Source organism: Rhizobium sp. TAL182 (assembly GCF_002117725.1).
Taxonomy (GTDB): domain Bacteria; phylum Pseudomonadota; class Alphaproteobacteria; order Rhizobiales; family Rhizobiaceae; genus Rhizobium; species Rhizobium esperanzae.
Map to the genome: position 1 here is coordinate 191,549 of NZ_CP021029.1, position 23,907 is coordinate 215,455.

Below are 23,907 nucleotides of genomic sequence, written 5' to 3' on the forward strand. Positions count from 1 at the left end.
GCGTGGCGAGCGCCGATCTGACATCGAAGCAGGAGGCGAGCCGCCGCTCGGCGGAGGGCGGGTTCGCCGATGCGGCCCCGCACCCTCTGATCAGCCTGCTACGGCGCTTGGCGGGGCGGGTGGTGGCTGTCGTCACGACGCTGCTCGGCCTGCTCTTCCTCACCTTCTCCATGGGCCGCCTGCTGCCCGCCGACCCGGTGCTATCAATCACCGGGGCGGAGGTCAGCAAGGAGGTTTACGATCGGGTCTATAACGAGCTGGGGCTCGGCCAGCCGGTATGGATGCAGTTTCTCTCCTATGTCGGCAAGATCGCCACAGGTGACCTCGGCATGTCGGCGACAACGGGCCAGCCGATCCTGACCGATCTAATGACGATCTTTCCCGCGACCATCGAGCTTGCCATCATCGCCATGATCATCGGCGCAATCATCGGCATCCCGCTCGGCATCACCGCCGCCGTTAGGCGGGGGACCGTGATCGACCACATTGCCCGTATCGTTGCCCTTGCCGGCCATTCCATCCCGATCTTCTGGACCGGCCTGATGGCGCTCTTCGTCTTCTATGCGAAGCTGAAGCTCGTCGGCGCATCGGGCCGGGTCGACGTCTTCTACGAAGGCCTCGTCACACCGATGACCGGCTTCCTTTTGATCGATGCGGCGATCCAGGGCCAATGGGACGTATTTTACAACGCGCTCGGCCACATCATCCTGCCGGCGGCGATCCTCGGCTATTACTCCGTCGCCTATATCAGCCGCATGTCGCGAAGCTTCATGCTGGAGCAGCTGAGCCAGGAATATATCGTCACCGCGCGGGCAAAGGGGCTCGGCACCCGCAAGGTCGTCTGGCGCCATGCTTTTCGGAATATCCGCGTGCAGCTGCTGACGATCCTGGCGCTGACCTTCGGCGGCCTGCTCGAAGGCGCGGTGCTGATCGAGACGGTTTTCGGCTGGCCGGGGCTCGGGCAGTATCTCACCCGCGGACTGCAGATGAACGACATGAACGTCGTGATGGGTTCGGTCCTGACGATCGGCGCCGTGTTCCTGACGATCAACATTGTGTCGGACGTCCTCTATCGCATCCTTGATCCGAGAACACGGTGACGCCATGACGATCTCCACCGAAGACGCAGACAGCAGCAACGCCGGCGGCTTTCGCGGATGGCTGCTGGCGCCGGAGCCACAGGGCTGGTTCCACTCGTCGGCGCAGCAGCTCCATCAGGGCTGGCAGAAGTTCAGCCTGCATCCGCTGGGATTGGCGGGTCTCATTGTCATCGTGCTCCTGATCGTGGTGGCGACCGCTGCTCCCTTGCTGACGAGCTACGACCCGATCGTTCAGGATATGGCCGGTCGGCTTGCGCCACCGTCGGCCGAGCACTGGCTCGGCACCGATAATTTCGGCCGCGACGTCTTTTCTCGGGTGATCTACGGCGCGCGCACGACGCTCTACATCATCATGCTCGTCACGATGATAGTCGCCCCCCTCGGCCTGCTGATCGGCACCTTCTCGGGCTATTTCGGCGGCATCGTCGATGAAATCCTGATGCGCATCACCGATATCTTCCTCTCATTCCCAGGCCTCGTGCTGGCGCTCGGTTTTGCCGCAGCGCTCGGTCCGGGCATCACCAACGCAATCATCGCCATTTCGCTGACCGCCTGGCCGCCGATCGCGCGGCTGGCGCGCGCCGAGACGCTCAGCCTGCGCAAGGCGGATTATATCGCCGCCGTACGCTTGCAGGGAGCGACCTCGCTCGCAATCATCACCCGCCACATCCTGCCGATGTGCATTCCGTCGGTGATCGTCCGCGTCACGCTCAACATGGCCGGCATCATCATCACCGCCGCCGGCCTCGGCTTTCTCGGCCTCGGCGCACAGCCACCATGGCCGGAATGGGGCTCGATGGCCGCAAGCGGGCGCGAATTCATGCTCGACAGCCCTTGGGTGATCGCAGCGCCCGGCATCGCCATCGCGCTCGTCAGCCTCGCTTTCAACCTCGTCGGCGATGCGCTTCGCGACGTCCTCGATCCGAGAGGTTCGGAATGACTGAGCCCCTGATCGATATTCGCAACCTCGAAATCGCCTACGCCGGCGGCCATATGCGCGCCGTGCGCGGCGTGAGTTTTACGCTCAGGCAGGAAAAACTCGGCATCGTCGGCGAATCCGGATCGGGCAAGTCCACCGTCGGCCGCGCCATCATGAAACTCCTGCCGCCGACGGCTGAGGTCAGCGCCGATCGAATGCGCTTTGGTGAACTCGATCTGCTGAAGGCGGACGAGAAAACGATGATGACGATCCGGGGACGGCGCATCGGGCTCATCCTGCAGGATCCGAAATATTCGCTCAATCCGGTCATGCGGGTCGGCGAACAGATTGCCGAGACCTACAGCCTCCACCATCCCAAGGAGAGTGCTAGGAAGGCTTACGGCCAGGCGCTCGAAATGCTCGAAGCCGTCAAGATCCGCGATCCCGAGCGCGTCGCCCGTCTCTATCCGCACGAAATTTCGGGCGGGATGGGCCAGCGCGTGATGATCGCCATGATGCTGATCGCGGAACCAGAAGTGCTGATCGCCGACGAGCCGACGTCGGCGCTCGACGTGACGGTGCGGCTGGAGATCCTGGCTCTGCTCGACGAGCTGGTCTTGCGCCGCAATCTCGGCCTGATCTTCATCAGCCACGACCTCAATCTCATCCGCAATTTCTGCGACCGCGTCCTCATCATGTATGCCGGCCGCGTCGTGGAAGTGCTCGAGGCGCGTGATCTCGACAACGCGAAGCATCCTTATACGCAAGGGCTGCTGGCATCGCTGCCGAAGATCGAGGATCCACCGGCGCGGCTGCCGATCCTGAAGCGTGATCCCGCCTGGCTTGACGATTTTGCAGTGGAGCCGCCGCGATGATCCGGATCGACAATCTCACCATCCGCTTCGGGCATGGGCAAAGGCCTGTCGTCAGAGACGTCAATCTCGCCGTCGAGAGCGGCACGGCCTTCGGTCTCGTCGGCGAATCCGGCTGCGGCAAATCCACGGTTCTGCGGGCGCTTTCCGGCCTCAACGCCGATTATGATGGGCAGATTGCGCTCAATGGCGAAACGCTCGACCGGCAGCGCAGCCGGCCGTTCTTCCGCCGGGTGCAGATGGTGTTCCAGGATCCATACGGATCGCTCCATCCGCGCAAGACCATCCGGTCGCAGCTGCAGGAGCCCTTGCGCAACCAGGGTGTGGACAGGAATTCCGTCGATGTGAACGCCGTGCTTAGATCCGTCGGCCTCGACCCGGCGCTAAGCTACCGGTTTCCGCATCAACTCTCCGGCGGGCAGCGCCAGCGCGTGGCGATCGCCCGCGCCCTGATGCTGAACCCCGACGTCCTGCTTCTCGATGAACCGACGTCGGCGCTCGACGTCTCGGTCCAGGCCGAAATCCTCAATCTGCTGCAGGACCTGCGCAAGGAGCGCGGCCTCACCTATCTCCTCGTCAGCCACGACCTCGCCGTCGTCTCCCACATGTGCAGCCGCGTCGCCATCATGGAAGCGGGTGAGATCGTCGAACAGGTCGATATCGCGGCCTTGCGAAGAGGCGCGGTCGAACATCCCTATTCGCAGCGCCTGCTGCGGGCGAGCAGGATGTACGGCAGGGGTTAGCCCCTTCTGTCAAACATCGCCGGCAGTCCCGGCAACGACCGCTTCGATGATGACCGCCGGCGGTTCAGCCTTGGTGCGCTCTTTCCTGTGAGCACGCCAACCTCGCGAGACAACCAGAGTGACATTTGGCTGGCGGACAATGTATCAATACGATCATTGCCTTGAAGCCGTTATCCCGATTCGATCAAAATCCTACTAGGCCATTGTCCGCCCGTATATTCGAAAGGCGTCATCCTCGTGCCCGCTCTGGTTCTTCCCAGCCGCCCGTTATCGCTTGCACCCGATGTGATCTCTACACCGCGAGCTTATTTTTGGGCCGCCCCGTTCATGCTGGCCCTGACGGTGTTGATGCTCATCTGGGAAGCACCCGGCGTCATCAGGGATTTTCAGATCAGCCAAAATCCTCTGGCTCTTGAGGACGGTGATGTCCAAAATGGGCGATGCACGACACGCAAGCTCTTCTTTACCGACTGCAGCGCGCGCCTCGTCTACAGTTACGACGGGCGGAACTACGACACGGAAGCCGACGTGATGTTTGTCGATTTTCATACCGGCGATTATGAAACCGGCGTCGTGATTTCGGCCGACCATCCGGAATTGGCAACGATCAGCCTCGGTCTGGACAAGCTCTGGAACCGGATCATCACCCTCAGCACATTTGCCCTGTTGCTCGGCGGCATGAGCCTTGGGACATTGTTCCAGGTTGTGCGGATATGGCGTGTCAAACGGCATCTGCGCCAGCCAGCCTTGTTGAACGCCATACCGGTCGAAATCACAGCCTTCGATCGCAAGCGCAATATCCTATCTGTTACCTATAACGACAAAATCGCCAGTGATAAGACCGACCGATCGGCTTACACGCGCATGAAAAAGGGCGAGGAGCCTTTGATCGTGGGTGAAGCAAATGGCAAAGCCGTTGGGCTGGCCGTCCGGCATGGCAAGACAGCCCTGCCGGTGCTTCTGGATAATCGGCTGCAGCGTGTCGAGCTGACGGAGACCGAGCGAAACCTTGCCCTTTCCCCGTTCGCGCGATCCGACGCCGACCAGGCCGTGCCTGTCTTGAGTGAGCAACCCAAGAAAACGATGTCGATCGGAGGGCGGCTCCGGCTGTTTTTTGGCACCATGCTCTTGATCCTGGGCGGTTTGGTTGGTTTCTGGCTGTGGTATGTGACCAGTGCCAGCACACCGTTTCAGTCGCCGGGGATGGACATCAACAATCTCATGCCGACGCCATTGAACAAATGGGGATGCATTCAATTGCGGAAGCGGTTCGGCCAGGATCGCGCTCCTTTCGGATGCGTTGCTGACGACTATACAAGCTGGAAATACTGAAGGCCCTTCTCCGAGCCTCCGCATCGGTTCAAAAATCAGCCGGATGCCGGAAGGAACAGGCCATCAAATCTTGCGCTTCACCTTGCGATGAGGTGGATTTCTCAAATTCTGCTTCGGAGCGGGGATGCATTCCTCCGCCTCGTTGGTTTCCAACTCCTCGATAATGGGGAGCCGGACGCTCTCGCCCGTCTGTACACAAGTGAACACTTGACATCGGCCGCGTTAAAGCCGAAGCCGCACTCGGCCGCGCATGCGCGGCCGTTTTTGCGAGGATTCGAGGAATGAAGACGAAGGCGGCCGTCGCCAATGCCGGAAACCTGATCATGACGGGCGTCGTGCTGATGCTGCTCGGCGATCTGCTGTTCGCGTTGAACGATGCGATGGGCAAGTGGCTGGTGACGAGCTTTGCGGTCGGCCAGGTATTGGTGATCCGTTCGGTCGGCGCTTTCATCCTGCTCGGGCCGATGATCCTGCGGCAGGGACCGCTGGCGCTCTTCCGCGTCGAGCAGAAGGGCTTGCAATTCATGCGGGTCGTCATGGCGACCGGCGATGTCGCCCTGTTCTACGCGGCCGTCGCCTATCTGCCGCTCGCCGACGTCATGACCTTCTATATGGCCGGGCCGATCTACATAGCCGCGCTCTCGCATTTCTTTCTCGGGGAAAAGATCGGCTGGCGTCGTTGGCTCGCCGTTCTGGTCGGCTTCGCCGGCGTGGTCATCGCGCTGCGTCCGTCGACGGCAATGCTGTCGCTTCCCTCGCTATTCGGCCTTGCAGGCAGCCTTTCCTTTGCCCTATCGTTGGTGATGAGCCGCTATCTCCGCTCGACCAGCGACACCACGCTCGTGACATGGCAGACGGTTGCGGCGCTTGCCACCGGCATCGTCCTCAGCATCGGCCACTGGCAGCCGGCAACACCCATCGACTGGTCAGGCATGCTGCTGCTCGGGATCGTCGCCACGTGCGCACATCTGCTGATTACGCGCTCGCTGAAGCTCGCACCGGCATCGCTGCTTGCGCCGCTGCAATATACGCTGCTGCTCTGGGCGATCGTGCTGGGCTATATCTTCTTTAACGATATTCCCGACACGCAGATCATCGTCGGCGCAGCGATCATCGTCTTTGCCGGGCTCTTCATCTTCCACCGGAAGAACCTGAAAGAGACGGTTCCGGCCGAAGCCGTGCCGCCTGACGGCCATTGAGGTTCAATCCTCCGCCGGCGGCGACTCCCAGCCGAAGACGCTGCGGCCGCCGAAATCGGCGGATTGGCGGAATTCGCCGGCGATAATCTCCTTGAGATCGGGACCCGTGACATAGCGTTCCATCTGCCGGGACTGATCGTCCAGGCGCTTCAGCGCCTGCAGTTCCTCCTCGCGCCCGAGCCTGCCCTTCAGCACCGCCGATTTCATCACGCCGATCGTTTCGTCATAGACCTTCAGCGGCACCGGGAAGGGATGGCGGTCCTTGCCGCCGTGGGCGATGGAGAAGCGCGCCGGGTCGGAAAAACGGCAGGGCGCGCCGTGTACCACTTCCGCCACCATCGCCAGCGCCTTCACCGTGCGGGCGCCGACGCCGGGGACGAGCAGCAGCTCCTGGAAATCGGCCGGTCCACGATCGGCCGCGGCAGCCAGATTTCCGTGCAGGCGCCGCATGTTGACGTCGCTCTCGCGCACCTCGTGATGGGCGGGCATGATGAGATGCGGCAGCATCGGCTGTGCGGCGGGTTCGGGCGCAGGTTCTTCGGCGCGCAGCAGTGCGGCGGCCTCACGCACGATCCTGTCTGGGCCGAGCGTTGCCAAGAGGTCGAGCTGACCACGCCGTGAGCGCTCGGCGCGTTTATCGGCGAGATTGACGATTTCGCCCTGACTTCTGCCTTCAATTGCCGCATGCGGCGAGTCGACGAAACTTTCGAGCCCTTCGGAGAGCCAGTGATAACGCCGGGCCTGCCGTCGGTCGCCATTCATGCCTTGCTGGACCACCACCCAGTGTCCGTCATCGGCGATGACGAAGCCGTGCAAATATAGATCAAAGCCGTCCTGCAGCGCGGCGCTGTCGACCTTGGCGATGAGCCGGCTCGTCGTCGCCAGCCCATGCCCATCGAGACCGACGCGCTCGCCGATCGAGACGAGCTCCTGGGGTGTCTTGCGCGAATGCGTGCCTCGGCCGCCGCAGACATGCAGGCCGAGCTCGCCGGCGCGCGGCTTCAGCCCGCGTTTCAACGCACCAAGAACGCTTGTTGTAATGCCGGAGGAATGCCAATCCATGCCCATGACCGCGCCGAAGGACTGGAACCAGAAAGGGTGGGCGAGCCTGCGCAGAAATTCATCGCGGCCGTAATGATGTACGATCGCTTCTGTGATCAGCGTTCCCAGCCGCGTCATCCGGTCGCCGAGCCAATGCGGCACGCGTCCCCCGTGAAGGGGAAGGTCGGCACTGCCTGCTCGTCGTGACATCTCGTTTCCTATATCCTCTCTGTTCGACCCGCTATGCGGCAACGGCCGGGATCGGGAACCCGGTGAATTTCCAGGCGTTTGCTTTCAGTCAAAACGGCCGAGGCAAACATGACCGCATTGGAAACCATGTCCAATCAACCCTACCTGACCCGAACAAAAGCGCAACATCGGGGAGGCGAAAAAGAGGGGAGTGCGGCATTGCGGCTCCAGGGACGCGCGGAAAAAGCCGCCTTTCTGATCAACGGCAACAAATATTTTGCCGAAGTCTCAAGGGCGTTGCGGCAGGCCCGCCGCAATGTGTGGATCATCGGATGGGACTTCCATCCTAATATTCGATTGGAGCCCGAGAAATCGGACGAAACCTTGGCGGACCTGCTGCATGCGCTGGCGGCGAAAAATCCCGAACTCGAAATACGCATTCTTATTTGGGCGCTCGGGCCGATCTATTCGGACAAATCGATAGATCTGCTTCGGAAGAAGAATTTCCCCAGGAATGCCAGGATCGATCTGCGTTTCGATCTTCAGGGCGCATTGCGCGGCTGTCATCATCAAAAACTTGTCTGCATCGATGACGCGGTTGCCTTCATCGGCGGCATAGACATGACGTCGCGGCGATGGGATACCAGGCGCCATCACGCCAAGGACAGGCTGAGGCGCGACCCTGACGGTGCCCCCTACGATCCGCTGCACGACGTGCAGGCGATGGTTACGGGCGATGCCGCCCGACTGATTGGCAATATCGCCAGGCGGCGCTGGGAAAACGCCACCGGCGAAAAACATCTGCCGCTTGCCGGCAGCATGCCCTTCGCCTGGCCGGACGACCTCTCGATTTCGCTGCAAGACATCCCCGTCGCTTTCGCCCTCACGGAGCCGGCAACCACCTGGCGCACCGGCATCAGCGACGGCATCGCCTCGACCTTGGAGATCATCGCCCAAGCCCGGCGCCAGCTCTATATCGAGGCGCAATATTTCGCCTCCTTCCGGGTAGCCGACGCCATTGCCGCACGATTGCAGGAGGAGGACGGGCCCGAGGTGGTCGTAATCTGCACGCGCAGCTCTCACGGGCTGATCGAAAAGCTCGTCATGGGCAGCAATCGCGACCGTGTCATCCGCCGCCTCAAACGCGCCGATCGCGCCAACCGCTTGCGCGTCTACTATCCCGTCGTGCCAGGACCAAAAGAACCTGGGCCGCACAACGAGGTCGAGGTGCTCATCCATTCGAAACTGATGATCGCCGACGACGAGCTGGTGCGCATCGGCTCTTCCAATCTCAACAATCGCTCGGAAGGGCTTGATTCAGAATGCGATCTGCTGTTCGAAGCTGAAACCGTCGAGCATCGCCGCGCGATCGGGGAGTTGTACAGTCGGCTTCTTGCGGAGTATCTCGGAGCGGCTCCCGAGGCTTTCGCGACTGCCTATGCGCAACGCGGTTCGATGATCGAGGCGATCGACGCGCTGAACCAAGGGGATCGCGGCCTTAGGGAATTTGCCATCGAACTGTCAGGCAAAGTCTCGCCGATCACAGGTACGGCGATCGTCGATCCCGCCCGGCCTTTCCTGCCCTTACACCGACTGGGCCTCGGCGCGCTCGTCCGCCTCTTCGTCCGCCCGGCGTGACCGCCGGAAGACAACTTCGCTGATGAGCAGAAGCACCGCGCCAAGTGCCAGCGGAATGAAGAAATAAGCGCAGCGGAAGGCGATCAGCGCTCCGATCGATGCTTCCTGCGGCACGGCATAGGAGACGGTTGCCTCCAGCACGCCGAGCCCACCCGGAACATGAGTCGCGAGGATTGCCGAATTGGCGAGCACATAAGCCGTCACCGATCGGAAAAAAGCAAGGTCGCCGAAGACCGAGAGCATCTGGTGCAGACAAGCGGAAACCAGGGTGAAGTTGATTGTCCCGACCCCGATCTGGGCAACCGCGGTCGAAAAGGGCGGCAGCTGCAACGACCAGCGCCACAGCCGCAGCTTCCGGCGAACGAAAAACGCCAGGCTTGCATAGATGACCGGCACGATCAGCGCCGACAATCCGAAGAGGCGGACGCCCGCCGTATCGAGGCGTAGCAGACGTGCGGCATCATCCGGATTGACGAGCAAGGCGAGGCCGGCGAGTGTCGTGAGGCCGAGCCCGACTGTGACACCGCAGAACAGGATGATCTTCGCCACGTCCTCGATCGTCAGCCCCCAACGGGAATAGTAACGATAGCGGAAGGCGCCGCTGCTCAACCCCGCAAATCCGATATTGTGGCCGAGCGAAAGGCTGATGAAGGAGGCGAGCAGGATCTTCCGGTAGGGCAAGGATTTGCCGAGCGAACGGATCGCGAGCAAGTCGAAACAGCTCAGGCATAGATACGATGACATCGCGAAGAGAAGTGCTGTGCAGAAGGTTGCAAAAGGTATGCTGCGGACCGATTGGACGATCTGCTCCAGGCTGTACTGGCGGAAGATCCGGTAGAGAAGAAGGCCCGCGACGCAAAGGGCGGCAACGAGAAATCCATTCCAGATTATGCGTTTCAGATTCATCGATTGTCCGCTTCCGAAGTGCGAGCCCCCACGGCTCGATCATCTGGAACGATCGAAAGAGTTCTGTGTTCCCCTCGGGGAGAACGAGTCCCGTCTCTCGAGGGGTGATCAGCTTCAGCGGACCTATGCCGGATAAATCGATCAAACTCCTGACTTACAATGTGCATAGCTGCATCGGCAACGACCGAAAGCTCGATCCCGGACGGATCGCCTCCGTCATCGCCGAGGCTGAAGCCGATATTGTTGCTCTGCAGGAGGTCGACGTCCTCAGGCGTAGGACCGGCGGCGTCGATCAGGCCCATGCAATCGCCTCCCTTCTAAAGATGCAGGCTCATTTTCACCCGGCGCTGTCGATTGCCGAGGAGCAATATGGCGATGCAATCATCACCGCGTTGCCAACCGGCGCGGTCAAGGCCGGTCCGCTGCCGTCCATCGGCGAAGCGAGGGGCGCGTTATCAGTCGAAATATTGGTCGGCGACAGGAAGTTGCTCGTGGTCAATACTCATCTCGGCCTTCGAGGGCGCGAGCGCATTGCGCAGATGACGACGCTCTTGAATTCCGGCTGGCTGCGCGGCCCGTCGGACGAACCTGTCCCGAGCATCCTCTGCGGCGATTTCAATGCCATTCCGTCATCGGCGACCTACCGGCTTGCCGCGCGTTCATTGGCCGACGCCCAGCTCGTAGGCAGCGCAGCGCCGAGAGCGACCTTCCCCTCCCGCTATCCGCTGATGCGTCTCGACCACATCTTCGTCACCGAAGACCTTGTCGTTCAACGGGCAACAGTGCTCCAAACCCGACTGACGAGGGTCGCCTCCGACCACCTCCCTCTCCTTGCGGAAATCAGTTTCGCATGATCACTCGCCAGCGCCGAGCGCACGGAGTCTCACGCAGAAAACGACATTCAACGTCGCCTATAGCGACATTGAAACGAGTATTTCACGAATTATGCATTATGAAATATTCATTCCGCGATACATAGGTGTCGGACGGAGACGGATAGAGTCGATTCGAGCGGATCGGGACCTTCACTCGAGATCGGCTGTTCTCCTGCACGGAGTGGAGGGGTTTGATGTTAGGAAGGCTGTTATCGCGGGTTCGCATCCAGACGCAGGTGATGCTGTTCATCGTTCCGTTCGTCTTGAGCATCATGGCCGTGGGCGCGACGGGTTTTTATGCATCGAGTCTGCTTCAGGGGCGGATGGATATTTCCAACTCCGTCCTGCAGTCCTTGAGCGGCTTTCGCAATCTGTCGGCGGCAATGGCCGAGTTCCTCGCCAATGCCACGCAGGAAAACCGGGAGACCGTCAACGCCAGACTTGCCGACCAGCGCAGCCTTCTGAAATCCGGCATCGAGCGGCTCAGCGCAGATCGCAGTGGCCAGCAGGAACTGGAGCAGGTGCTCTCTTCCATTGACGGAATTGCAGCCCGCATGGATTTGCTGTGGCAGCTTCAGGTGAGCAGGGCAGCACTGCTCACCGATCTTCAGAAAGCCCAGAGCGTCGTCGTATCGTCTCAGACAGATATCGTCGAAGGGACCAAGGCTCTCCAACGTGCCGCCGACCTGCAGGAAGATGAATCCCGCAACATCCTCGCCGACGCACAGCGCATTTCGGACTTCGCGTCCTTCGCCCAATCGCTGCATGACAAGGCCCAGGCTGCAGGCACGATTGCCGGCCCGGATATGGAGGAGCTCGCCCGGCAGCAGCGCATCGTGGGAATGGCCCTTGGCGGCGAAGCGCCGGATGCCAAAAAGGCGATCGACGACGCCGTCGCTTCCCTGAAGCCGCTCGTCGAAACCTCCGGCCAGACCGAGCAACGGGCAGCCGGCCTCAGGGATAATACCAGTCAGATCGTCGCCAGGCTGCCCGGATTGCAGGTGGTTGCCACGCGGCGGATCAAGGCCGTGACCGACAAGGCGGCCGAGACAGCCAAAACGGTCGAGCGCGCCAAGACCAGTCAGAGAGACGGTCAGAAGCTGACGACCTCGGCTTACGTGATCCAGATCGTCCTGGCAAAGCTGACTCTGGCCCCGACGGACGCCAATCTCCAGCGGCTTTCGCAGGAGATCACCGCCGTCAGAAAAGGTCTGGACATGCTGATTTCCAATGCCGGCGGTGTTGCACAATTCGACAATCTCACACCGAAGCTTCTGCCGGCGCTGGACAAGATGCAGAAATCCGCTGCCGACTTCGTCCGCATCAGCGCGCAGCGCCAGGACGAATTCCGTGCCGCCGCCGCCGACGTGGATCGGATGTGGTCCCAGCTGACGGCTTTCGCCGAAATGCAGCGACAGAACGCGGCCGACGAACGCGACGACGCCAACTCCATGTCGCTCGGAACAACGCTCCTTGGTGTGGTGATCGCAATTCTCGCCGGCATCGGCCTGACTGTGGCGCTGAAAGGGCCGATCAATCAGATCACCTCGGCAATGCGGCGGTTGGCGGACGGCAGGCTGGAAACGTCGATCGTCGGCGAAAGCCGCGCCGATGAAATCGGCGACATGGCCCGTGCGCTTGGTGTCTTCAAGAACAATGCGATCGCCAAGGTCGAGATCGAGGAGCGCAGCGAGATCGAACGGGCGCGGGCCGAGGAAGAAAGGTACCGCAATGACCAGGAGAAACGCGCGGTGGAGCAGCAGATCGATTTTGCGGTGACGGCACTGGCCGAGGGGCTCGGGCGCCTGGCGCGTGGCGACATCTCCCAGACGATCGCAACGCCTTTCTTCGGTCGGTTGGAGCAGCTTCGCAACGATTTCAATTCGTCGCTGCTTCGTCTGCAGGAAACGATTGACCAGATTCGCACCAATACGCGGATGATCGAGGGCAATGCCGGTCAGATGGATCTGTCCGCCGGCAACCTCGCGAAGCGCACGGAACAGCAGGCCGTCGCGCTCGAAGAGATCGCCGCCGCCATTGAGGAGATCACCACCACGGTTCGTTCGTCGGCGGCCTGCGCCGACGATGCCCGTGAGATTATCACCGATACCAAGAAGACGGCCGATTCTTCATCCGAGGTGGTGGCCAGCGCCATCGAGGCGATGAGCAAGATCGAAGCGGCTTCCGACGAGATCGTGCAGATCATCGGCGTTATCGATGACCTCGCCTTCCAGACGAACCTGCTCGCGCTCAATGCCGGCATCGAAGCGGCCCGCGCCGGCGAGGCCGGCAAAGGTTTTGCGGTCGTGGCCCAGGAAGTCCGCGATCTCGCGCAGCGCTCCGCAGAGGCCGGCCAAAGGATCAAGCAACTCATCGGACGCTCGCGAGCGGAGATTACCAACGGGGCCCGGGTTGTTCGCGAAACGAGTGAAGTCCTCGAAAGCATTTCCGCAAAAGTGGTCACCGCATCCGAGCAGATGGATGTCATCGCCCGTTCGAGCCGGGAGCAGTACAACGCGCTGCACGAGGTCAATTCTTCCGTCAACAGGATGGATCAGATGACACAGCAGAATGCCGCCATGGTCGAGGAAACCAGCGCAGCGACGAAGGAACTTGCCGATGAGACCAGAACGCTCCTGCAGTTGATCGACCAGTTCCAGCTGGATGAAACGCACGCGCGCCGGGTTGCCGCTGCTTAGAGCGATGCTCAAACGTGTGCGTCAGTGACGGCTATAGAGCGGCGGCGCTACTTCTTCGTCGGCGAGCTCCGGGTAGAGATGTCTGCGCGTGCGGGCGAGTGCTTCCGCCTCCCGACGGTTCCGCTCCAGCAGCGCGGCAGTAACATCCTTGTACGGTTCGCCCTCCGATACGGCGACGCGGACAGTTCCGCCCTGCGAGAGGAAGTCACAGAACGACCGCACCGAGCGAAGACGCGTCGTGATCTCGACGTAGCGATCGTCATGTGCAGCCATGTTCACCTCCGTTAAAGCGGTAGGATGTCACGAACACTTCGGCGAGATGATGGCGTCCCTTCCATGGTGAAGAGTAACCGGTGTTCTGTTCCCACATTGCCCGCTGTCGCCTGATCTGTGATCGAGTTTCCATGGACGAGCGACAAGGCGTTTCTCCATGGATACTATATTGGAGGTTCTCACGACGCAGCGGAGCGGACGTGAGGCTCATCACCAATGGCCCGACGAGGTCAAGGCGCTGATTGTTTCGGAGAGTTTGCGGCCCGGCGTGACGGTTAACGAAGTCGCGGAACGCCATGGATTGAAGGCCAACCACCTATCGTCCTGGCGAACACTGGGGCGGCAGGGCAAGCTGGTATTGCCGGAACCGGAGGATGCAGTCGAATTCGCGGCCATGGTCGTTGAGACGCCCCTACGGGAGCCGTTGGCTACCAAAGCAGTCTCCCGCGCCGAGAGTGTGGTCGGTCCGGTCATTATCCGCCTAGGCGGCGCTCCACCGGGCGTGGCCTTCACCTATGCGCCTGGTCGCGGGGGCATCCATGCCGAACGGATATTGCAGGGCTTCTCGGGCATTCTGCAGGTCGATGGCTATGCCGGATACAACAGACTGATCGCACCTGAGCGTGTCGGCTTGGACATCCGGCTGGCCTATTGCTGGGCGCACGCTCGTCGCAAGCTGGTGGAGATCACCCGTAACGGCACAGCGCGACTGCAGATGACGGCGTCAAACGGATCGGAGACGAGTATCGGATCGAGGCCGAACTGCGCGGCTTTGATCCGCAGGCTTCTTGCTGCAAGACAGGAGCGGTCAGCGCCACTGGTCGCTGACATGCAGGGTTGGCTTGTCCATCACCGCGCTCGTGTTGCGACGAAGTCCCCGCTCGGCGAAGGAAGAACGCACTCTTCGCCGGGCACGACGTGGGAGCGGAGAACTGGGCGACCATCGCCTCGCTCATCGAGACTGCAAGCTTAATGCCGTTGATCCACAGGCTTACCTGACCATTCGCTCATCACCATCATCAACGGACACAAGCAGAGCCAAATTGGTGGAATTCCTCCACAGCAGGACACCCTTGAACGCTTCTGCCACCGTCTCCTCGGCGTCGCCTTAACTGAGCTTGCTGTGGAAGTGTAACGCAACCCGATCAGCAGCTTGGCGCACTGTCTCAGCTTGGTCGTAAAAGTCGAAGTGTTTTCCCTCAATCCAATGAAGGTCTTTCGGGCCTGCCAAAAGGTCATACACTTTGCGAGCCTGATCAGGGAACGCCGCACCATCTGAGTGAACGACGAGTGCTGGTGCCGTAACATGGGGAGCCTCCGCCAAAGGGTCAAACGCAAGCCAAGGCTCCCAGGCCATAACTGCAAACTCGTTGCGCCAGGCACGAACGCTCCCGCCGCGTGACTGATCCATATAGTATTCGCTGGGGCTGGGGCTCATTGCCGATTTGTCGTTCGGCATATAGGCGAAGACCGTTTCGATTATCCCTTTTTCGTCGTATCGTTTACGCGCCTGTCGACCTGCCGCGATCCGGTTGTCGATACCTTCACGGCCGAACATCTTCAACACGAGTTCGGGGTCGGAGAAAAACCCTGCAACAGTGGCCAACGCGCCCACGTTGGGGTCCTTCGCAGCCGTGTAAAGTGCCGTGCCGCCTGATGTGCAAATTCCGAGGATACCGGTCCCGGCGACGTCGCTACGTTTCTTCAAATACCGAAGCGCGGCCGACAAGTCCTCCGCCTTCGAAGCCTGGTCCTCGAACTGGCGCATCGCACCGCTACTCTCGCCGTAATTGCGATAGTCAATTGCGAGCGCAATGATGCCGCGTCGGGCAAGTTCGCCAGCATAATTTCCGCCCATCTGCTCCTTCACCGAGGTTAGCGAACCACCGACCGCGATGGCCGGATAGCGACGCGATGGATCATGTCCCTCTGGAAGATATAGATTGGCGACGACGAACCCGTCCCCGCTTGCAAAGCTGACTTTCTGCGCCGCTGGCTGGCTTCGTTCGGTCAGTGTCTGTGCCATGGTATTTTTTCCTGTGCTGAAGAGAACGGCAGTCGCCCCAATAGCGAGGCCGAGGTTCCGGCGTGTGATCGATGCAAGAGGCATTGGCGACAACTCCTAACGAAGGCTCTAAAGATATCCGGTGGAGTTTGGTTTGATAATCTGCAAAAAACTAAAAGGGTTTGTAAGGCGGATTTGATAATGAGAGCTGACATCCTGGAAGGAATAGTCGTCTTCACTCGTGTCGCAGAACGACGCAGCTTTACTGCTGCTGCGCTAGAACTCGGCGTGACGCCTGCTGCAATCAGTTGGACGATCAAGCAACTGGAGGCGCGTGTGGGCGCACCGCTCTTCACGCGCACAACGCGTTCTGTTGGCCTTACCGAAGCGGGACAAGTCTTTTTGGAGCAGGCTTCAGCGGGCGTCGCCTACGTTGAAGCTGCATATGAGGCCGCTCAGCGCCTCAGTGATAACCCAAGGGGGCTTCTGCGCTTGAGCGTTCCTTACGTAGCGCAAACTCTTATCGAACCTATGCTCAAGGGCTTTACTGATGCGTATCCGGACATCGAACTCGAACTGGTCTTTGAGGACCGTTTTGTTGACGTCGCCGGAGAAGGCTATGACGCGGGCATCAGGATCGGGGAGATGATCGCACAGGATATGGTGGCAGTACGGCTGACCCCAGCTTCTCCGAGGGTTGTCGTGGGGTCACCTGCTTACTTCGCAGAACGCGGGAAGCCGCTGCGGCCAGAAGAGCTTGAGCGTCACTCCTGTATCAATATTCGCCTCGCAGGAGGCGCGGTCTACCGCTGGGATTTTGTCGAGCACACCGAGGAGATTGGGACTCGGAGCTTCGTGATGGATGTGGCAGGAGGTCTCATCGTAAATGGACCCGCGACTTCTCTTTCAGCCGCGCAGGCAGGTGTCGGTTTAGCCTACAATATCGCTGGCGTTGTCGAGCCACTGATCCGCCACGGTCTCCTCGAAACCTGCCTCGAAACGTTCATGCCCACGAGTCCTGGTTTTTTCATCTATTTTCCGGATCGAAAACAAGCGCTACCCAAATTGCAGGCGTTTGTAGATTACTGGCACAATTATCATCCCTCTCAAGCCGCCTCGTTCAAAGCTCAGATTGTCAAGCAAAAAGCGAAATCGGAGTCCGGCGCAACCTGATTTACTTGTGAGGGGAACACCGCTTACGGTGAAGCGACACGCGATCTCACGCAGACCCATCCGTGCCCGCTGCCATCACCGTCGCGCGAGCTTTCGATTCATCGCAGCGACGGCCAAAGGCAATGCCGTTGTCACCACGGTTCCCCAAGGCAACCGTCTCAGCCCCCTTGTGATGACGAAGGCACCCGCCATCGCGCCGGCGAGCTTCAGCCACGGTTGATCGCCGAGCTGGGCATGGGCGCTGGAATCAGCCCACCGGACATTTTCGGTTACGACGGTCGCGGCCTGGCGTCTGATCCCATGAAGGCGAACCCGAAGATTTTCGAGTTCCCACTTCAATTCCTGCAACCGGCTTTCCAGGATGTGATCCTCGGGGATCCGCACCGGTTCTCCGGCATGATCCTCGTTCGGAGCGGACGCGTCTCTGCCCAAGGTGGCAAAATGGGCCCGGTATTCGGCCTCGCTCGCGAACCCCTCGCGCCGAATGAGGTCCGGATTGATGGTCGGTTCTTCTCCATTCGGCACTGAAGCAGCGGCATCGCCGCGGTTATTTTCAGCGCCGAAGGCGGCGGCCCGATCCTTGAACATGATGCGTCTCCCGTTGGTTCCTTCCGGCAGAACGCTCGATGGCTCTAATTGATCCGTCGGAGCGGCTCGTCATACGCAGCTCGGTCGCAAGGATTGGCCGATGAGCTTGGTCCTCGGCGGGATGTGAAGCGACGTCTAATCGAAAAGCTCACCGTGGCCAATCTGCTCCCGCTTGCCTGGCACGTCGCTGATCGCAGGGTCGTCGGCAGGATCGGGATCTTTTCTGTTTGCTTCGGTTAGAAACCGCGCCGCCTCGAGGAATGCGACCGAGATTTCCTCTGTTCCCCATCCGGCTTCATTGGCGGCGGCGATCAACTTCTCCAAAGCGTCGCGCGCAGCAGCGCTCGCTTCTTCGAAGCGCTGAGTGGGAGCCTCGGCTTTTGGCGGTGGAAAGGTCATCGGCGTTCCCTTCATGGTCTGGCTACCCAGGATGAACGCAGCTCCCCCGAAATAGATGCACCGCCAAGACGATTTAGCGGCGGACGCCCCAGCTCTCTCGATCAGATGACCGTCTGCAGCAGAAACGGGGAACGCTCCAGCGGACGCTGGGCGAGGATCCTAAGCATCGCCGGACCCTGTATGCCGCTTGTCGCGCGCGAGCGGCCGTCGTGATAGACGACCGTCATGACCTGGTTGAGAATATCATAGCGTATCTCAGCAATCGTCCGGGTGTGAACCTGAAATACGAATTCGTCGGGCTCGGATATTTGCCCGGAGGTTTTCAAAGTCATCGCGATGCCCCAACGATAACAGCGCCCTGTCCCTCGCCCCCCTATTTCAGTGCATCCGGCCGAAAATCATAAGCGCTGAGCGGCCCAATCAAGCATATATTGCTTCCATGGTCGCGTGACATCGGCGTGACACGCAGTTGCACGCTATAAAAGACCTTTAAGAACAGTCTCTTATGGAATCGCCCAGAGCCCGCGAAAGTCACGCAATCAGTGCAATGTCGTCTGTAACGCGTGGCCCCGAACGGCCTGCGGCCAGCATTCGACCCCGCGCGCGAGCGACCGGACAGCTTCGTCCGCCGCAAGAACCTCGTCCCTCAGCCGTTCGATCTCATAATCGAGTTCATATAATTCGACCTCATCAAGATCATCCCTGTCAGGCAGCCCTCTCGCCGTTTCGATCAAGCGCTCCGCGCGCCGGACAATATCGAGAGCGCTTCGTATAAGGATGTCGAGCATGCGTTTTCCCTCTCTGCCTGATCAAGAATCGGGGAGAATCGGGATGCTGACAATCCTAAGATCTTGTCAGATCCAGTCGCGCATTCTGCCGTAGAAATCCCTGAGTTCGCGCAAGGCCGATGGCCCGCGATGGCGCGGCAGGGAGAGTTGACGTGAGGCAAACGCCGACAAACCCGCGACGGCAGCAATGAGGGCAAAGGTTGAGAGCGGGTAATGTTTCGCCAGTGCCCCGGTCTCGCGGACCACCATTCCGGCGCCGCCCTTCGCCGATCGCCCGGCACTGATGACCTGCTGCTGAAGCCTATCGACCTGTTGCCGCAGAGCGCTCAGTTCTGTGCGCAAATCTTGCTCGGCCTGACGGGGAACTCCGACAGAGGCGGTATTGATATCGACGATCGCTTTCGGAACCGGCTCGCCGATCTTGGCTCCTTTGGTGTCGAGCATCGTCCCCACAGTGTTCTTGCGACGCGGCATGATCAGGTTTCCTCTCTAGTCATCATCGAGCGAAAAAACCGGTCGGTAATGGCGCTCGGCGATCAGCAAGCTCCGGTCGGGCCGGATAATGTAGATCTCCTCGACTTGCCGTCCCCATTGATCCGTAAAGGTGTGCGGGAAGGATGAACCGACCGGCGATCTCGTCAACTTTGTGCGCGGTTGCCCCTGATAGGTGATGCTGCCCGGAATGGGCGCCAGTCCCGCTGATGAGTAGCTGCCTGCGCTGGTGGTGCAACCCGTCAGCGCGATGGCCAGAACCAGCGCCAGTCCCACGCTCCGCCTCATCGAATCCTCCGGCTGCTTCAGCATTCGCCTGTCGCACAAGTAACAAGAGGCGGCGGACATTGTTCCAGAACCCGGTGGCGCCAGGCAAGAGTTCCTCTTCGAACAGGAACAACCGTGCCATGGCGTAGTTCGGCCGGCAAAGGAGATGCCATATGAACCATGAAGCACCGATCCGACCGAGGCTCTCCGCGAGGACCCGGCCTGCGTTTGGCCACCCGGCCCAGTACCGGACGCTCCGAGACAGAGGCAGGGGCCGCCGTCCGAAAGACCATTCTGGATCATATCATGGCTGACGTCATCGAGGTCGATTTCCACCTGCTTTGGCAATATCCGGTTTTCATCCGCACCGCGGAAAGCGAGCAGCAGCGAATAGAAGGTCCGGACGCGGCACTCGACGTCCTGAACCATCGCTGGTGCAAGGTTCGGGGTGGCGGTTATTTCGAAGCGAAGCGGCGCTGCGTCGATGCGCTTCGCCGACGCGGAAGCGCCGAACTGGCGCGCCAACGTTTCATCCAGGCCGCCATTGCCGCGGGTGTCCTCGCCTGAGGCAAAAAAGGCTCGGCACGCCGCTCGAAACAGCTGGTCCGTGCGCTAACGCACCAAGGAAACAAGCCGCTTGGTATCAGACAGCGCCCCCATTATCTTGATTGAGTGAAGAGCGATGAAATTAAGCGGTAATCGTGGCGAGCGTTCATGGCGATTTTCTACAGACCGATACTACCGCAGGATTTCAAATGCCTGTCGAAGGCTGTCATGAGCTGGTATCGCCATTTCGGCGTCGCGGTCAGTGAACACGACAGCCAGATCCTGTGCAGCGCCGCCATCCAGCTCTTCAATGACGGCAAGACCGATGTCGACGACCTCGCATCGGGATTGATCGAGATGTTTCCCGCCCCTGACCTGCTCAAAATCAACGCTCCGACGTCGCAGTCGATCCACTAACGTCTGTTCGAAAGCTGGAATCTCTCTTGCGCAAACGCGCAGATAAAAGCGTACTGTCGCGGGCCAAGGCGGCCGCGGCCGCCAAGGAGAGGCGTCGCGGTCGCGATCTAGGAAGTAAAGCAGCGCATTCTGCCTCATCATGATCTCAAGGAAATCGGACATAAGGTCCGGGGGAAATCGGATGAAAGAACAGGATCTGAAGGAGCTCGGCGAGGCCATCCTGAAGGAAACGCGAGCCGATATTACACCAAAGCAGCTGATCAAGGCCGTGATGAAATCGCATCCGCAGGCCACCAAGAGAGAGATCGTTCGGGCGGCCTTCTACGCTCTTATTGCACATGCCGGCAACGACCCTGAAAAGGCCGGCATCCTTCAGGACTTCGCGATCACCCAGCGTGCCGACGAAATCGAGTGATACTGCGGCGGCCGAAGATATCGGCATCCCAAGCGTGAATGAAATCCTGGCTCGCCGTCAACCGGACAGCTAAAGCTCGTCGCTGCGACGCTTTACCGCGTGTTTTACCGCCAACAAATGTCGGCGCCGTTCGATCATGTAGTCAGCATAACCGACGCAGATGTAAAGCAATGTCGGGCCGGCGTAGATGACGATGAGAGCCAGTGCAACAAGGATGAATGCGGTCGTCATGGTCTGTTTTCCGTCATGTTGATCATGAGGCGTTGGAACTCGTGCCTTTGGCTCATCAGGTTCCGCCGCCAGGTCTGTCCCTCACTTCTCCCTTGCGTCGTGGGTGTGATGGCGATCATGCTCGCCACCGCCGCCGGAAACCTTGCTTTTCGTACGTCTATCCGGCTCGGCTGCCGGCTTCGGTATCTCAAGCGGCGCCTTGGCGTTTTCGTGGGATGCGCCTGGGCCGCCCTGGCGGATAGTCGACGGGCTCTTCTTCGAGGTAGACATCAATGCCTCCTACCTGTCCTGCTGGTAACCCTGATGGGTTGTGTTGACTTTGGTGTTTCCTTGCTGACCCTTCTTTTCAGGGTTTTCGCTGCCGCCTGCCATCGCGGAATCCTCTGCCTCGGTTCGCGCCGGCTTGCCGGCTCCCTTGTTGCTGACGTTGTCGGCGGGAATGGGGGGTAGTCTGCTGCTCATCACCTCGTCCTCATTTAGGATTCCGATTGGAGCTGTGATCCGAATATTGCTCGGTCTGAACAGTCTTGCCGTCGAGGCCGCGCTCTTTGGAGTGCCGGGTCTTGTCGCGGTTCGAAAGAACCGTGTTCTCGGGAAGCTTTTTCTCGTCGAGATTGGTCATCGCGCCGCCTCCGTCGCCCTTCCCCTGCGCGCCCGCGCCAATATGTTTCCGATCGGCATGTGCCATGATTTTCTCCTTCCATTTATGGAGTCAAACACGCCAGGCCCGTGGAGGTTCCGGGATGCGATACCTTCATCGAGATCGTCAGGGAACGACAATGCCTGCTTGGCGTTCATCATGCCCAGCGGCACCCGTCCTTCGTCAATCTCTACGGCGACGTCGACAAGTGGTCTTTGGCTTTCATCTCGGCGGTCCTCTATTCGAAATCCGCCTGCCCCCCGATCGTTCCTCTGCCGCTTGAATCCGTGGCCTTTCCTCCCGCATCGCCGCCGTAATGCGATGAAGCAGAGGGGTCGACGCCAGCCCCTCCAGCGACACCGACAGCTTCGGCTTCCAGTTCGGGTAGCTATTGCTCGTGCCAGGGATATTGGTGGGCCTTTTTTCGTCGGTCAGGTCGGCAAGCCGAACCGCGACGAGAAGCGACGGAGTACGGGCGATGAAGCGGTAGGCGCTGACGGTCAATTCTCTCAAGGTCTCCCGGCTTGCCCTTGCACTGAGACGAGCCGGCACGTCGATGCCGGCAGCGCGGAGCGCCGCCTTCAGATTTCGTCGCTCGCGGCGGCGGTGCTGGAGATGTTTTGCCGTGAGATCGGGCGGCACGATGCCGTGGTCGCGGCGATCCTGGATGTCGGCGCCACGCCACCAGCCGGCAAGCGTCTGATGGTCGTGCGTCGAAATGCAGGTCAGGCCGAAAACGGGATAGGCATCCGGCGGCTTGAAGCCTTTCTCGTCCTGTTCATAGGAGAGAATGCGATACGAAAGGATCTGCGCCGCTGCCAGCCCGTCAGGCAAATCCGGCGGGATCATTCCCAACGCTTCACCGATAACGAGGCATCGATGCTCGGCGGACGTCTCGGCCAGGATCTGCAGAAGCCGATGCTGGGGGTAGCGGACATAGGCGCCGCCATCCGGCCTGCTGCCGAGCGGCACCAGAAAGAGGCGCCGGAGCGCCGGGGCGTGATCGATACGGATCGCACCGGCATAGCGCATGCCGGCGCTTACCATGCGCCGGTAAGGCGAGCCGTCTCCCGCAGCGATCGCGGAAGGCAAATATCCGGCAAGATGCCAGTCCTGCCCCTCTATGGCGAACGGATCGGGAGGGCTGCCGATGGTCGCTTTCGAAATATAGACATCCGGCTCGCTCCATGTCGCCGATCCGTCGACCGCCTCGCCCACGGCAAGATCGAGATAAAGCCCGATCCGCAGGCCGGCTTCGCGCGCTCGGTCCGCTACCTGCAGCAACTGCCGGTGGGCGAGCCACTGCAGCCACATATGGAAGCAGACCTCGTCCGCATGCCCACGCTCGAATTCAGCGACGGCGGCGCTGTCAGAGCGCCGGAAATCTGCGGGCCATGCCTGCCAACCGGCGCCTGCCCCGCGTTCCGCTATAGAAAGCGAAAGACATTCAAAGAGCGCATGGCGCCGCAAGCTGTTGCCGCCCCGCGCGACGAAGGCATCGAAATCAACGGGATCGTAGATTTCATCGGCGGCACCCGCCTGCAGCCAGGCGCGCCAGAGATCCCGCAGAGTTCCAAGCTTGGCCCTCGCAACTCCGGCATAATCGACGAGGTTGCTTCGGCGAAGTCGCTCCAGTTGCCGTTCGAGTTCGACACTACTGACAAAACCTGGCAATCGATCGACCGCGATATAGAGCGGGTTGAGATACTGACGGCTTGAAGGTTCATAGGGGCTGCAGCGATCGGGATCGGCAAGAAATGGTGCGTGAAGCGGATTGATGCCGATGAAATCAGCGCCAAGCGTCCCCGCCAGGTCGGCCACATCGGACAGATCCTCGAAATCTCCGATGCCCCAGTTTCGTGCCGAACGCAGTTCGTAAAGCTGCAGGCTAATCCCCCAGATGCGTGTCTTGAAGAGGAAGTCCGGCAGAAACGACTTAGGGATCGTCTTATCCGCCCGCTCCGGCTGCTGCTCCCGTCGCGGTCCCTTCGTCTCGCGATCGGTGGGTGCCGACAGTTCAACTTCCAATGCCGAGAGTATCTTGCGTTTGGTGTCGGCGGAAATCGCCACCTCGCGATCGTCGGGACTGGGCCTGGTCGGGCAGATCCCGTATTGCCGGGCGAGCCTGTCGAGTTCGGCGGATTTCATCGTCCGATCGCC

General features: G+C 60.4%; 29 protein-coding genes. 14 read left to right on the forward strand and 15 right to left on the reverse strand.

Annotation, left to right across the window (positions count from 1 at the left end):
- Positions 1–2 precede the first annotated feature (2 nt).
- The 6 genes from Tal182_RS30015 (at position 3) to Tal182_RS30045 (ending at position 6,165) form a co-directional block, all read left to right on the forward strand.
- A complete protein-coding gene (locus Tal182_RS30015; protein WP_085861886.1) occupies positions 3–1,100 on the forward strand; it encodes an ABC transporter permease in 1,098 nt (365 codons plus the stop codon).
- 4 nt (positions 1,101–1,104) lie between these two features.
- Positions 1,105–2,040, forward strand: coding sequence for an ABC transporter permease (locus tag Tal182_RS30020; protein ID WP_085861887.1), 936 nt, complete (start codon positions 1,105–1,107; stop codon positions 2,038–2,040).
- Entirely contained in the window at positions 2,037–2,894 is an 858-nt protein-coding gene (locus Tal182_RS30025) for an ABC transporter ATP-binding protein (RefSeq protein WP_064807515.1), read from the forward strand. Before Tal182_RS30020 ends, Tal182_RS30025 begins: the two co-directional genes overlap by 4 nt.
- On the forward strand, positions 2,891–3,634 hold the full coding sequence (locus Tal182_RS30030; protein ID WP_085861888.1) for an ABC transporter ATP-binding protein: 744 nt from the start codon (positions 2,891–2,893) through the stop codon (positions 3,632–3,634). The genes Tal182_RS30025 and Tal182_RS30030 overlap by 4 nt, the downstream gene beginning before the upstream one ends.
- Before the next feature lie 237 nt (positions 3,635–3,871).
- Positions 3,872–4,966 (forward strand): hypothetical protein, encoded by a 1,095-nt coding sequence (locus tag Tal182_RS30035; RefSeq protein WP_085861889.1) that lies wholly within the window; start codon positions 3,872–3,874, stop codon positions 4,964–4,966.
- A gap of 281 nt (positions 4,967–5,247) precedes the next feature.
- Positions 5,248–6,165 carry a DMT family transporter gene (locus Tal182_RS30045; protein ID WP_064812602.1) on the forward strand — a complete coding sequence of 306 codons (918 nt, stop codon included), beginning with the start codon at positions 5,248–5,250 and terminating at the stop codon, positions 6,163–6,165.
- 3 nt (positions 6,166–6,168) lie between these two features.
- Here the strand turns inward: Tal182_RS30045 and Tal182_RS30050 are convergent, their stop codons facing one another.
- Entirely contained in the window at positions 6,169–7,416 is a 1,248-nt protein-coding gene (locus Tal182_RS30050; protein WP_085861890.1) for a DUF763 domain-containing protein, read from the reverse strand.
- A 108-nt stretch (positions 7,417–7,524) separates the two neighbouring features.
- Between Tal182_RS30050 and Tal182_RS30055 the strand changes: the two genes are divergently transcribed.
- On the forward strand, positions 7,525–9,033 hold the full coding sequence (locus Tal182_RS30055; RefSeq protein ID WP_085862113.1) for a phospholipase D-like domain-containing protein: 1,509 nt from the start codon (positions 7,525–7,527) through the stop codon (positions 9,031–9,033).
- Here the strand turns inward: Tal182_RS30055 and Tal182_RS30060 are convergent.
- Positions 8,980–9,939 (reverse strand): lysylphosphatidylglycerol synthase domain-containing protein, encoded by a 960-nt coding sequence (locus Tal182_RS30060; RefSeq protein ID WP_085861891.1) that lies wholly within the window; start codon positions 9,937–9,939, stop codon positions 8,980–8,982. The genes Tal182_RS30055 and Tal182_RS30060 overlap by 54 nt on opposite strands.
- A gap of 125 nt (positions 9,940–10,064) precedes the next feature.
- On the opposite strand from Tal182_RS30060, the gene Tal182_RS30065 reads away from it, so the two are divergent.
- Both Tal182_RS30065 and Tal182_RS30070 read left to right on the forward strand, forming a co-directional pair.
- Positions 10,065–10,793 (forward strand): endonuclease/exonuclease/phosphatase family protein, encoded by a 729-nt coding sequence (locus Tal182_RS30065; RefSeq protein ID WP_085862114.1) that lies wholly within the window; start codon positions 10,065–10,067, stop codon positions 10,791–10,793.
- Between the two features lie 215 nt (positions 10,794–11,008).
- On the forward strand, positions 11,009–13,513 hold the full coding sequence (locus tag Tal182_RS30070) for a methyl-accepting chemotaxis protein (RefSeq protein WP_085861892.1): 2,505 nt from the start codon (positions 11,009–11,011) through the stop codon (positions 13,511–13,513).
- Positions 13,514–13,534: 21 nt separating this feature from the next.
- Here Tal182_RS30070 and Tal182_RS30075 read toward each other — a convergent pair whose 3' ends face one another.
- Positions 13,535–13,786, reverse strand: a complete 252-nt coding sequence (locus Tal182_RS30075) for a hypothetical protein (RefSeq protein WP_085861893.1) — start codon at positions 13,784–13,786, stop codon at positions 13,535–13,537.
- A 157-nt stretch (positions 13,787–13,943) separates the two neighbouring features.
- On the opposite strand from Tal182_RS30075, the gene Tal182_RS30080 reads away from it, so the two are divergent.
- Positions 13,944–14,759 (forward strand): transposase, encoded by an 816-nt coding sequence (locus tag Tal182_RS30080; RefSeq protein WP_085861894.1) that lies wholly within the window; start codon positions 13,944–13,946, stop codon positions 14,757–14,759.
- Positions 14,760–14,894: 135 nt separating this feature from the next.
- Here the strand turns inward: Tal182_RS30080 and Tal182_RS30085 are convergent, their stop codons facing one another.
- Complete coding sequence (locus tag Tal182_RS30085; RefSeq protein WP_245344923.1) at positions 14,895–15,812, reverse strand: alpha/beta hydrolase; 918 nt, start codon at positions 15,810–15,812, stop codon at positions 14,895–14,897.
- A gap of 180 nt (positions 15,813–15,992) precedes the next feature.
- On the opposite strand from Tal182_RS30085, the gene Tal182_RS30090 reads away from it, so the two are divergent.
- The gene (locus tag Tal182_RS30090) at positions 15,993–16,964 is read left to right on the forward strand and encodes a LysR family transcriptional regulator (RefSeq protein ID WP_085861896.1); all 972 of its coding nucleotides are present in this window, start codon (positions 15,993–15,995) and stop codon (positions 16,962–16,964) included.
- A gap of 75 nt (positions 16,965–17,039) precedes the next feature.
- Here the strand turns inward: Tal182_RS30090 and Tal182_RS30095 are convergent, their stop codons facing one another.
- From Tal182_RS30095 to Tal182_RS30120, 6 genes are all read right to left on the reverse strand, one after another.
- Positions 17,040–17,552: a hypothetical protein gene (locus Tal182_RS30095; RefSeq protein ID WP_085861897.1), complete on the reverse strand. Its 513-nt coding sequence runs from the start codon at positions 17,550–17,552 to the stop codon at positions 17,040–17,042.
- A gap of 135 nt (positions 17,553–17,687) precedes the next feature.
- Positions 17,688–17,951, reverse strand: coding sequence for a hypothetical protein (locus Tal182_RS30100; protein WP_085861898.1), 264 nt, complete (start codon positions 17,949–17,951; stop codon positions 17,688–17,690).
- A 101-nt stretch (positions 17,952–18,052) separates the two neighbouring features.
- Positions 18,053–18,283: a hypothetical protein gene (locus tag Tal182_RS30105; protein WP_085861899.1), complete on the reverse strand. Its 231-nt coding sequence runs from the start codon at positions 18,281–18,283 to the stop codon at positions 18,053–18,055.
- 207 nt (positions 18,284–18,490) lie between these two features.
- Positions 18,491–18,739, reverse strand: a complete 249-nt coding sequence (locus tag Tal182_RS30110) for a hypothetical protein (RefSeq protein WP_085861900.1) — start codon at positions 18,737–18,739, stop codon at positions 18,491–18,493.
- A gap of 66 nt (positions 18,740–18,805) precedes the next feature.
- The gene (locus tag Tal182_RS30115; protein ID WP_064807536.1) at positions 18,806–19,213 is read right to left on the reverse strand and encodes a hypothetical protein; all 408 of its coding nucleotides are present in this window, start codon (positions 19,211–19,213) and stop codon (positions 18,806–18,808) included.
- A gap of 15 nt (positions 19,214–19,228) precedes the next feature.
- Positions 19,229–19,519, reverse strand: coding sequence for a hypothetical protein (locus tag Tal182_RS30120; protein WP_085862115.1), 291 nt, complete (start codon positions 19,517–19,519; stop codon positions 19,229–19,231).
- A gap of 285 nt (positions 19,520–19,804) precedes the next feature.
- Between Tal182_RS30120 and Tal182_RS30125 the strand changes: the two genes are divergently transcribed.
- The 3 genes from Tal182_RS30125 to Tal182_RS30135 all read left to right on the forward strand — a co-directional run bounded on the left by Tal182_RS30125 (position 19,805) and on the right by Tal182_RS30135 (position 20,876).
- Positions 19,805–20,065, forward strand: coding sequence for a DUF982 domain-containing protein (locus Tal182_RS30125; RefSeq protein ID WP_085861901.1), 261 nt, complete (start codon positions 19,805–19,807; stop codon positions 20,063–20,065).
- 147 nt (positions 20,066–20,212) lie between these two features.
- Complete coding sequence (locus Tal182_RS32500) at positions 20,213–20,461, forward strand: hypothetical protein (protein WP_064693055.1); 249 nt, start codon at positions 20,213–20,215, stop codon at positions 20,459–20,461.
- Between the two features lie 181 nt (positions 20,462–20,642).
- Positions 20,643–20,876: a hypothetical protein gene (locus Tal182_RS30135; RefSeq protein WP_085861902.1), complete on the forward strand. Its 234-nt coding sequence runs from the start codon at positions 20,643–20,645 to the stop codon at positions 20,874–20,876.
- Between the two features lie 69 nt (positions 20,877–20,945).
- Here Tal182_RS30135 and Tal182_RS32505 read toward each other — a convergent pair whose 3' ends face one another.
- The 5 genes from Tal182_RS32505 to malQ form a co-directional block, all read right to left on the reverse strand.
- Positions 20,946–21,107 carry a hypothetical protein gene (locus Tal182_RS32505; protein WP_164517833.1) on the reverse strand — a complete coding sequence of 54 codons (162 nt, stop codon included), beginning with the start codon at positions 21,105–21,107 and terminating at the stop codon, positions 20,946–20,948.
- Positions 21,108–21,188: 81 nt separating this feature from the next.
- Positions 21,189–21,377, reverse strand: coding sequence for a hypothetical protein (locus tag Tal182_RS30140; RefSeq protein ID WP_085861903.1), 189 nt, complete (start codon positions 21,375–21,377; stop codon positions 21,189–21,191).
- 9 nt (positions 21,378–21,386) lie between these two features.
- The gene (locus Tal182_RS30145; RefSeq protein WP_064807541.1) at positions 21,387–21,569 is read right to left on the reverse strand and encodes a hypothetical protein; all 183 of its coding nucleotides are present in this window, start codon (positions 21,567–21,569) and stop codon (positions 21,387–21,389) included.
- A gap of 10 nt (positions 21,570–21,579) precedes the next feature.
- Positions 21,580–21,795, reverse strand: a complete 216-nt coding sequence (locus Tal182_RS30150; RefSeq protein ID WP_085861904.1) for a hypothetical protein — start codon at positions 21,793–21,795, stop codon at positions 21,580–21,582.
- A 174-nt stretch (positions 21,796–21,969) separates the two neighbouring features.
- Positions 21,970–23,895 carry a 4-alpha-glucanotransferase gene (gene malQ, locus Tal182_RS30155; protein ID WP_085861905.1) on the reverse strand — a complete coding sequence of 642 codons (1,926 nt, stop codon included), beginning with the start codon at positions 23,893–23,895 and terminating at the stop codon, positions 21,970–21,972.
- Between the last annotated feature and the right edge of the window lie 12 nt (positions 23,896–23,907).

Bases quoted from the DNA above. Each gene is read 5' to 3' on its own strand.
- Tal182_RS30125 (WP_085861901.1), top strand. From the start codon at position 19,805: ATGGCTGACGTCATCGAGGTCGATTTCCACCTGCTTTGGCAATATCCG.
- Tal182_RS30090 (WP_085861896.1), top strand. From the start codon at position 15,993: ATGAGAGCTGACATCCTGGAAGGAATAGTCGTCTTCACTCGTGTCGCA.
- Tal182_RS30095 (WP_085861897.1), bottom strand. From the start codon at position 17,552: ATGTTCAAGGATCGGGCCGCCGCCTTCGGCGCTGAAAATAACCGCGGC.
- Tal182_RS30075 (WP_085861893.1), bottom strand. From the start codon at position 13,786: ATGGCTGCACATGACGATCGCTACGTCGAGATCACGACGCGTCTTCGC.
- Tal182_RS32500 (WP_064693055.1), top strand. From the start codon at position 20,213: ATGGCGATTTTCTACAGACCGATACTACCGCAGGATTTCAAATGCCTG.
- Tal182_RS30050 (WP_085861890.1), bottom strand. From the start codon at position 7,416: ATGTCACGACGAGCAGGCAGTGCCGACCTTCCCCTTCACGGGGGACGC.
- Tal182_RS30110 (WP_085861900.1), bottom strand. From the start codon at position 18,739: ATGCTCGACATCCTTATACGAAGCGCTCTCGATATTGTCCGGCGCGCG.
- Tal182_RS30065 (WP_085862114.1), top strand. From the start codon at position 10,065: ATGCCGGATAAATCGATCAAACTCCTGACTTACAATGTGCATAGCTGC.
- Tal182_RS30030 (WP_085861888.1), top strand. From the start codon at position 2,891: ATGATCCGGATCGACAATCTCACCATCCGCTTCGGGCATGGGCAAAGG.
- Tal182_RS30140 (WP_085861903.1), bottom strand. From the start codon at position 21,377: ATGTCTACCTCGAAGAAGAGCCCGTCGACTATCCGCCAGGGCGGCCCA.
- Tal182_RS30025 (WP_064807515.1), top strand. From the start codon at position 2,037: ATGACTGAGCCCCTGATCGATATTCGCAACCTCGAAATCGCCTACGCC.
- Tal182_RS30135 (WP_085861902.1), top strand. From the start codon at position 20,643: ATGAAAGAACAGGATCTGAAGGAGCTCGGCGAGGCCATCCTGAAGGAA.
- Tal182_RS30115 (WP_064807536.1), bottom strand. From the start codon at position 19,213: ATGCCGCGTCGCAAGAACACTGTGGGGACGATGCTCGACACCAAAGGA.
- Tal182_RS30070 (WP_085861892.1), top strand. From the start codon at position 11,009: ATGTTAGGAAGGCTGTTATCGCGGGTTCGCATCCAGACGCAGGTGATG.
- malQ (WP_085861905.1), bottom strand. From the start codon at position 23,895: ATGAAATCCGCCGAACTCGACAGGCTCGCCCGGCAATACGGGATCTGC.
- Tal182_RS32505 (WP_164517833.1), bottom strand. From the start codon at position 21,107: ATGACGACCGCATTCATCCTTGTTGCACTGGCTCTCATCGTCATCTAC.
- Tal182_RS30085 (WP_245344923.1), bottom strand. From the start codon at position 15,812: ATGGCACAGACACTGACCGAACGAAGCCAGCCAGCGGCGCAGAAAGTC.
- Tal182_RS30020 (WP_085861887.1), top strand. From the start codon at position 1,105: ATGACGATCTCCACCGAAGACGCAGACAGCAGCAACGCCGGCGGCTTT.
- Tal182_RS30060 (WP_085861891.1), bottom strand. From the start codon at position 9,939: ATGAATCTGAAACGCATAATCTGGAATGGATTTCTCGTTGCCGCCCTT.
- Tal182_RS30045 (WP_064812602.1), top strand. From the start codon at position 5,248: ATGAAGACGAAGGCGGCCGTCGCCAATGCCGGAAACCTGATCATGACG.
- Tal182_RS30080 (WP_085861894.1), top strand. From the start codon at position 13,944: ATGGATACTATATTGGAGGTTCTCACGACGCAGCGGAGCGGACGTGAG.
- Tal182_RS30105 (WP_085861899.1), bottom strand. From the start codon at position 18,283: ATGACTTTGAAAACCTCCGGGCAAATATCCGAGCCCGACGAATTCGTA.
- Tal182_RS30145 (WP_064807541.1), bottom strand. From the start codon at position 21,569: ATGAGCAGCAGACTACCCCCCATTCCCGCCGACAACGTCAGCAACAAG.
- Tal182_RS30120 (WP_085862115.1), bottom strand. From the start codon at position 19,519: ATGAGGCGGAGCGTGGGACTGGCGCTGGTTCTGGCCATCGCGCTGACG.
- Tal182_RS30150 (WP_085861904.1), bottom strand. From the start codon at position 21,795: ATGGCACATGCCGATCGGAAACATATTGGCGCGGGCGCGCAGGGGAAG.
- Tal182_RS30055 (WP_085862113.1), top strand. From the start codon at position 7,525: ATGACCGCATTGGAAACCATGTCCAATCAACCCTACCTGACCCGAACA.
- Tal182_RS30100 (WP_085861898.1), bottom strand. From the start codon at position 17,951: ATGACCTTTCCACCGCCAAAAGCCGAGGCTCCCACTCAGCGCTTCGAA.